Annotated in this window: 8 protein-coding genes; 3 read left to right on the forward strand and 5 right to left on the reverse strand. The window is 41.2% G+C overall.

What is annotated here, in order from left to right; all coding sequences use genetic code 11:
- Window positions 1-288: 288 nt before the first annotated feature.
- Window positions 289-1,191: a CDP-diacylglycerol--serine O-phosphatidyltransferase gene (gene pssA, locus I6E61_RS13870; RefSeq protein ID WP_227685973.1), complete on the reverse strand. Its 903-nt coding sequence runs from the start codon at window positions 1,189-1,191 to the stop codon at window positions 289-291.
- Window positions 1,192-1,233: 42 nt separating this feature from the next.
- The gene (locus tag I6E61_RS13875) at window positions 1,234-2,109 is read right to left on the reverse strand and encodes a 23S rRNA (adenine(2030)-N(6))-methyltransferase RlmJ (RefSeq protein ID WP_110923987.1); all 876 of its coding nucleotides are present in this window, start codon (window positions 2,107-2,109) and stop codon (window positions 1,234-1,236) included.
- Between the two features lie 141 nt (window positions 2,110-2,250).
- On the opposite strand from I6E61_RS13875, the gene I6E61_RS13880 reads away from it, so the two are divergent.
- The 3 genes from I6E61_RS13880 (at window position 2,251) to dapE (ending at window position 4,875) form a co-directional block, all read left to right on the forward strand.
- Window positions 2,251-3,003, forward strand: coding sequence for a 2OG-Fe(II) oxygenase (locus tag I6E61_RS13880; protein ID WP_197135289.1), 753 nt, complete (start codon window positions 2,251-2,253; stop codon window positions 3,001-3,003).
- Between the two features lie 57 nt (window positions 3,004-3,060).
- A complete protein-coding gene (locus I6E61_RS13885) occupies window positions 3,061-3,525 on the forward strand; it encodes a hypothetical protein (RefSeq protein WP_197135290.1) in 465 nt (154 codons plus the stop codon).
- Between the two features lie 135 nt (window positions 3,526-3,660).
- Complete coding sequence (gene dapE / locus I6E61_RS13890; protein WP_197135291.1) at window positions 3,661-4,875, forward strand: succinyl-diaminopimelate desuccinylase; 1,215 nt, start codon at window positions 3,661-3,663, stop codon at window positions 4,873-4,875.
- Between the two features lie 86 nt (window positions 4,876-4,961).
- On the opposite strand, the gene I6E61_RS13895 is transcribed toward dapE, so the two are convergent.
- From I6E61_RS13895 to I6E61_RS13905, 3 genes are all read right to left on the reverse strand, one after another.
- The gene (locus I6E61_RS13895) at window positions 4,962-5,462 is read right to left on the reverse strand and encodes a GyrI-like domain-containing protein (RefSeq protein WP_194198083.1); all 501 of its coding nucleotides are present in this window, start codon (window positions 5,460-5,462) and stop codon (window positions 4,962-4,964) included.
- A 95-nt stretch (window positions 5,463-5,557) separates the two neighbouring features.
- On the reverse strand, window positions 5,558-5,767 hold the full coding sequence (gene iscX, locus I6E61_RS13900; RefSeq protein ID WP_010196865.1) for a Fe-S cluster assembly protein IscX: 210 nt from the start codon (window positions 5,765-5,767) through the stop codon (window positions 5,558-5,560).
- Window positions 5,768-5,889: 122 nt separating this feature from the next.
- Window positions 5,890-6,426 (reverse strand): acyl-CoA thioesterase, encoded by a 537-nt coding sequence (locus tag I6E61_RS13905; RefSeq protein WP_197135292.1) that lies wholly within the window; start codon window positions 6,424-6,426, stop codon window positions 5,890-5,892.
- Window positions 6,427-6,565: the final 139 nt, after the last annotated feature.

Here is a 6,565-nt window from a genome sequence, read left to right on the forward strand (position 1 = left end):
GAGTGATTAACCACTTCCTAAATACCCTTCCCTTCTGACTGGGTGGCATTATACTCGGTTTGATGGCGCGGTCAAGGGTGAACTCATAAATAAGAGTGTTTATTTTGCCTTAATCACAGCAAACCTCTTTAACTGTTTGTTATCGCTAACAATTAACTAAAAAGTTAGTTTTTCATTTCTTTCCTCTATCGTGCTGAGTACATAAATAGTCAATGCTATATATAAAGCATATGAAAAAAGGAATTTACCTTGCGGTAAATTCCTTTCATTTGGAAACTGTAAATAACATTAACTACTGGCTTTCGCTTTGACCGTAGTAACAATACCAGACAACGCATAGATAATACCAATCGCTAAAAGGCCGACAGGGATATCATAGAGTATGATACTCATGACCAACACACCGATGATAAGCACAACGAAAGGTACTTTCTTTTTATCAAATTCTTTAAAGCTATAGTACTTGACGTTACTGACCATCAATAGGCCACAAGTTACGACCCAAGCGGCAAACAAGAACATGACCGCTGTATCATACTGACCAATCCACTCATTATGATCGACTGCGACCATCACAGCAGACGTCACTAAGATAGCGGCCAGTGGGCTTGCTAAACCTACGAAGTATTTTTTATCGACAATGCCAACCTGAACATTAAAGCGTGCGAGGCGGAAAGCGGCACAAGCGGTGAAGACAAAGGCACAACCCAAACCGATACGACCCAATGGCTCCAAAGCGAAGCTATAAATCAAAATAGCAGGTGCGACACCAAAGGCCAACATATCTGCTAACGAGTCATATTGCTCACCAAAGGGACTTTGCGCATTGAGCATACGTGCAACTCGCCCATCAGCGCCATCGAGAATAGCGGATAAAAAGATGGCTAAAGATGCTTTATAGAACTCGCCTTGGGTACTCGCTAAAATCGAGTAAAAACCTGATAGCAGTGACAAAGTCGTAATCAAGTTGGGCGCTAAATATACGCCGCGACTCACTACTTGTTTGCCTTCCGCTACTTCTGCCTCTATCACTTCAAAGGTCAAGCCGTCATAACTGTCATTATCCGCTAAACGAATATTAAACTCATGCTCGTCTATGAAGGGTGGCTGAGTTGCCACTCTGTCTTGTGACGCTCCATCGTTTGGAGACACGTTATGTGAATGATCTTGCGGCGGTTGCACCTTAGTCATCTTGATATCCTTATTTGCCGACATTGCTACTCATTGAACCAGTTATTCACCAACTAGCCAGCGCACATTGGTCGCGCTATCAGGTGTCAAGTCTGGAGCATCAGCTACTTTTAGAGCAGGCTGCAAGAAGCGCACGATTTCACGCGCATGATTGTCGAACTGCCAAGGTGGATTGATAACCAGCAGACCTGTACCGTTAAGGCCAACCGCAACATCATTTGGATAAATATTTAGCTCGCAAACCAACTGACGGCGCATTTCAGTACGCTTAAGCTTTTTATAGAACAGTTCTACAGCTTCGACGTTCTTAATAGGGAACCAAAGCGCATAAGTACCTTGTGGCCACTTATTATAAGAATTAACCAACAAATTGATAAGGCGTGTAAAGTCTTTATGCTCTTGCTCATAAGGAGGGTCAAGAAAAATTAGACCACGCTTCTCTTTTGGCGGAATAACCGCAGTGATACCTTCAAAGGCATCACGGTGATGAATACCGATTGGCAATTTGTGTAGCTGATAGTTCAACGCATCATATTCGCTGGCTTTGGCCTCAAAAGCCTCACCACGTACGCCCGCTTCCGGGTTTTTTTCGACATGATGGGCAATCCACCAAGGAGAACCAGGATAGACTTTACTGTCATAAGTAAATCTAGCTTGCTTGATGCCTTCCATATAATCTTTGACAGCAGCAGGTGCCTTTTCAGTATCGGCATTCAATAAGGCTTGAATACCACCTTTGGCCTCTCCAGTCTTGCGCGCTTCTTCACTGCTAAGTGAATAAAGTCCGCGACCGCCATAAGCGTCAAGCACATAAAAAGGTTTGTTTTTTTGCCCTAGTTGATTGAGCAATTGTACCAATAAAATGTGTTTGACCACATCAGCAAAGTTACCAGCGTGGTAGGCGTGTTTATAGTTCATAATCTCAAAAGTTTAAATAAGAAAAATTGCATCTATGGTAGCATAGGCAGAGTAAAAGATAATGTGGTTTTGGTAAGTGCTTTCAATAAAAACGCATTGAATGACGGTATATCGACAGCTGATTGACAATAATGAGATGAAATGACGCAGATTATTAGTAACCTGAACGTGACAGAGTTGATAGCCGATCAGCCAATAGGTCCGGATAATCCTCCATTACTGTTTCCAGACGGTCATAGTGACATCCCAGATATCCCAACCCAACATGTATTACAAGCCTCTGATTTTGCTGTGAGCTGGGAAGACAATCTGACTGAAGTACAGCTCGATAAGTTCGTCAACGATGGTTGGATTATTATCAATGATGTCTTTAATAGTACCGCGTTGCTAGCCTTGCAAGCAGAAAGCGGTTTTATTGAATATCGTGATGCACAGCTCACTGCTGGTATTCGGGTAAGCGATATTCGCGGTGATAAAATACGCTGGATCACCGAAAACTTCTTTGCAGGCTTTTTTTATCTAGAGAGTATCAATACTCTTGCGGCCCTATTCAATCGTAGCTTGTTCGCAGGTATTCGTCATAGTGAAGCGCATTATGCCTGCTATCCGGTAGGTTTTGGCTATCAATGGCACAGTGACAACCCTGCTGGGCGTGACGAGCGTGTTATTTCAGCTGTGTTTTATCTAAATGATGAGTGGGCTACCAGTGATGGTGGCGCATTAGAAGTTGTCGATAAACATGGCGTTCATCATAATGTGATGCCCGTTGCCAATAGACTGGTGATATTTGACAGCGACTTACGACATCAGGTGCAGATTGCTCATCGTCAGCGTTATTCTATCGCTACTTGGTTAAGACGTGATGACGCTGTGGTTTTGTTTGCTGCGCCCTGAATATATTTGTCATTCACTATGGCTTTAAATAAGGTTTGTTAATTAAGGACAATGGTAATGCGTAAAAATTTATTCAGACATTCTATTTTAGTTATTATGTTGCCTTTACTTGCAAGCTGCGAGACGACTAATCATCAAAACTCCGATCAAAAAGTCAGTAAGCCTTTCTTTACCTATCACTTACTAAAATCCACTCCTGAAAAACCTATGATAGTTACACCAACAGCTATAACCACTGAGTTTAAGTATGAAAATGGGTGCGTACTTGCCTTTGATGGAACAAGATGGATGACGCCAGTATTTCCAGAAGGACATGCAACTTTTGATACTACTAACAAAACTCTAAACTTATTAGGCGTAACTTATCAATTGGGTGAAGTTGTTTTTGCTGGCGGCAATGTGACTCCTTACGATAGAGACAACACTCAATTTTATAGTCATATCCCAGCCGAACATTGCATTACAGAGTATTTAGCAAAGTTTTATGGCGATTACGAAAAAATCTACTTAGATAGAAACTAAGATTCTTTTAGCCATAAAACATTCAATCTCTATATGTTTGTAGTACATCGTTAAATGATGATGACTAGAAAAACCTGATAAAAATAAGCTCGATTTTATAGCAAAAAACATTAATTCAACTTAACTAGGACCGTCATGAGTTCAGAAAATCATAGCAAAAACCACCAGCAAGAAACCTTAGAGTTAAGCATCGAACTGCTAGAACGTCCTTCAGTGACGCCCGATGATGATGGCTGCCAAGATATATTGTCAGAGCGATTAGAACAAGCGGGCTTTAACTGCGAGTTTATGTATTATGGTGATAGACAGGCAAAGGGCGAACACGCTGAAGTCAAAAACTTATGGGCGCGCCGCGGCACCACTGATCCGGTCATTTGCTTTGCAGGTCATACCGATGTCGTACCAACTGGGGACGAGAAAAACTGGACTTATCCTCCATTTACTCCCACCATCGCTGATGGGTATCTATGGGCGCGCGGTGCGGCTGACATGAAAACCGGCATTGCGGCTTTTACTGTCGCAGCAGAACGTTTTGTCGCCAATCACCCTGAGCATAATGGTTCGATTGCTTTTTTAATCACCTCAGATGAAGAAGGCCCATCAATCAATGGTACGGTCAAAGTCATTGAAACCTTAGAAGCACGTCAAGAAAAAATCACCTATTGCTTGGTTGGTGAACCATCAAGTACTGATACACTAGGTGATATCATTAAAAATGGTCGTCGTGGCTCATTGGGTGCTGTACTCACAGTAACTGGTAAGCAAGGTCATGTTGCCTATCCGCATCTAGCATGCAATCCTATTCATGCTGCCATGTCAGCATTGTCTGAATTGAACTCAACTGCATGGGATAATGGCAATGACTATTTCCCAGCAACATCATTGCAAATATCCAATATCAATGGTGGCACAGGCGCAACTAACGTTATTCCTGAAACGCTAGAAGTTGTGTTTAACTTCCGTTTTTCAACGGAAACCACTGAAGATGAGCTAAAAGCAAAAACGCAGGCTATCTTTGATAAGCATTTTGCCGATAATCAGATTTTAGAGAATAAGGCGAGCTACGATATCCATTGGAAATTGTCTGGTCAGCCGTTTTTGACCCCTGAAGGTAAATTGGTTTCTGCCTGTCAAAAAGCCATCAAAAAGGTGACTGATACTGATACCACACTATCTACTTCAGGCGGTACTTCTGATGGGCGCTTTATCGCACCAACAGGCGCGCAAGTAGTCGAGCTAGGTGTGCGTAATGCCACAATTCATCAGGTTGATGAAAAGGTAGAAGTCGATGATTTGGGTAGATTGGCACAGATTTATGAAGGGATTTTAGAGAACTTGCTGCTAGATTAACGTCTTATTATCATTAAAAAAAGCGCCAAATCTTAATTAGATTTGGCGCTTTTTTATTATTTTTACTGATTTATTCAATACTAATCTTACTCAATACCGATATAGACATCAACTTGACCATACTCTAGATTGCCATCAATATAATGCTCAAAATCAACATCAAAAGTTCGGGTATGCTCACAGCTGCGATCATTAAAATAAGTCCAAGCTTTTTCCCAAGCGTTCATCACCGTGTAAGGCATTCTCCCCTCTTCAGAGAATACCATGTACTTTCCTGCAGGAATATCTACTGTTACTAGGTTTGTAGACTTAGCAGTCTTTTCAGTGTCTGATGGCTCTTGCTCACTGACTACTTTCCAACTGGCAACCACATCAAAAGCGCCGACCAAATCATCGCTCTCATAGTTATGATAGACACCATAAATATCTTCACCTTTAGGCAGATCACTGGCATGGTTTTGGTAAAACTTCTGCCATAAACGACCCAATTTGGCAGTTTCTTCGCTAATCTCAGCGTTATTGGTAGTACGAACGCTAATGCCACTGCAAGCTATCGCTTCTGGTAGCTCTTTAATTTGTGAAGTCATGATGCGGTATATCCTGTATATTTATACGGTTTTTTATGTGAGATAGTATTGAAATGAGCGCGTACTAAAAAAGCCATTAGCGTTGCAAAGTAACTCTAATCTGCTTCATCAATCCAATTCATCTGAATGGCTTCTAAAATACCTTCGTTTGATTTTTGTGGATCATCATCAAAGCCTTCAAGTTCAGTCACCCAACGATGCAAATCGGTAAAGCGTATGTATTGTGGATCGGTCTCTGGGAACTTTTCGTACAACTCAATAGCGATATCTAAGCTGTCCGTCCATTTTAATTTTTGCGGGATCATAGCGGCTCCTTATCTTTTAAACGATTTTGATAAAATGGTTTTGACGATTTGATAGGCGCTATTTTACCAAAATTCATCAGATGATTATAGACAAGTTAATTTTATATGGCAGCTTATGCTATCTACGCCGACTTGGCAGACTTCAAAGCAGCTTGGTTACTGTTCCATGTGGTAATAGTATCGGTCAAATGCTCCCCCACCATATCCAATACTTCTGGCGTACACTTGCCTTTTTTATCTGTAAAGATAAATTTGGTCATACCCATACTCATCAGCTGATTTTTCACAAAGAAACGATGCTCAAAATACACATATTTTTGATCCCATCCTGCAACCTTGCTACTGAGCGTCACTTTATCCAAAAACTTGATTGGTTTCAGGTAAACCATCTCTTGCATGGACATCACCCAATTCAATTTCTTAATGCCTTTTTGATGACAGCACGCCATCACCCAGCGAGTGACATTTAATTCAATAAAAGACAAATAGCGGTAATTAGGCAAATGGTCACGAAACCCCATATCATGCGGTAATACTCGATAGTTACGGACAGTCGGTGCGGTCAACGTCTCTATGCTAATGCGCTCGCTCATTGACTGCTGTTTTAGTTGTTGTTTTAGCAAGCTAACCATAATAAAAAAACGTATCAGCATGTTCATAAGTAACTCCTTTAACTCTTATTTTGTATAAATATCGATGGTATATAAATGCTGCCTACTTTAACGCAAAAAAAGCCACCTCAGTGACTTTCTTTACTTAAAAATTTATAGGCAAAAGCTAACCGTTAAACACATATTT

The sequence above is a fragment of the Psychrobacter sp. NZS113 genome, from assembly GCF_015864825.1.
In the GTDB taxonomy this organism is placed as follows: domain Bacteria; phylum Pseudomonadota; class Gammaproteobacteria; order Pseudomonadales; family Moraxellaceae; genus Psychrobacter.